Here is a 615-nt window from a genome sequence, read left to right on the forward strand (position 1 = left end):
AGGTATGCAGACGATTTCGTCGTGGTGTGCAAGACAAGGAAAGAGGCGCTTCATGCTTTTAAGCTTATCCAAGCGATTATGGAGCGACTGGAACTGACCGTACACCCGGAGAAGACGCGGATAGTGGGGTTATGGACGGGAGAAGAAGGATTCGACTTCCTCGGCATGCACCACCGGAAAACGAAAGCAGAAACGGGACAAAACCAAGTGTACTACACAACCCAACAGTGGCTCTGCCCCAAAGCAGAGAAGCATATCCGGGAAATGGTGAAGGAACGCCTTGCGCCGCCGGGCATGCGGCATAAATCTTTTCAGGAGCACGTGGAATGGCTCAATCTGAGAATACAAGGCTGGAAGAACTACTACACGACGCCGTATAGCACGAAGTGGATGTCTAAGATAGAATGGTATATTCGTGCACGACTAACAAAGTGGTATGCAAAGAAACGCCAGCGTAATCACTGGCGCGGCTCCGGTAACGAGGTTAAATTACTCTGCAAAATGTATGGACTAAAGACGCTTTTGTAAATCGCATGCGCATGAATGACGAACATCGGAAAGCCGTATGAGGGAAAACTTCACGTACGGTTTGATGAGGAGGGGCTGAAAAAAAAA

The 615-nt window shown here is 48.9% G+C and carries 1 protein-coding gene; it reads left to right on the forward strand.

Features of this window, described 5'->3' with window-relative positions:
• Positions 1-528 (forward strand): group II intron maturase-specific domain-containing protein (locus ACZYR9_RS27530; protein WP_488981491.1); only part of this gene is annotated, 528 nt, incomplete at its 5' end.
• Positions 529-615: the final 87 nt, after the last annotated feature.

This window comes from Paenibacillus sp. F024, from assembly GCF_057814255.1.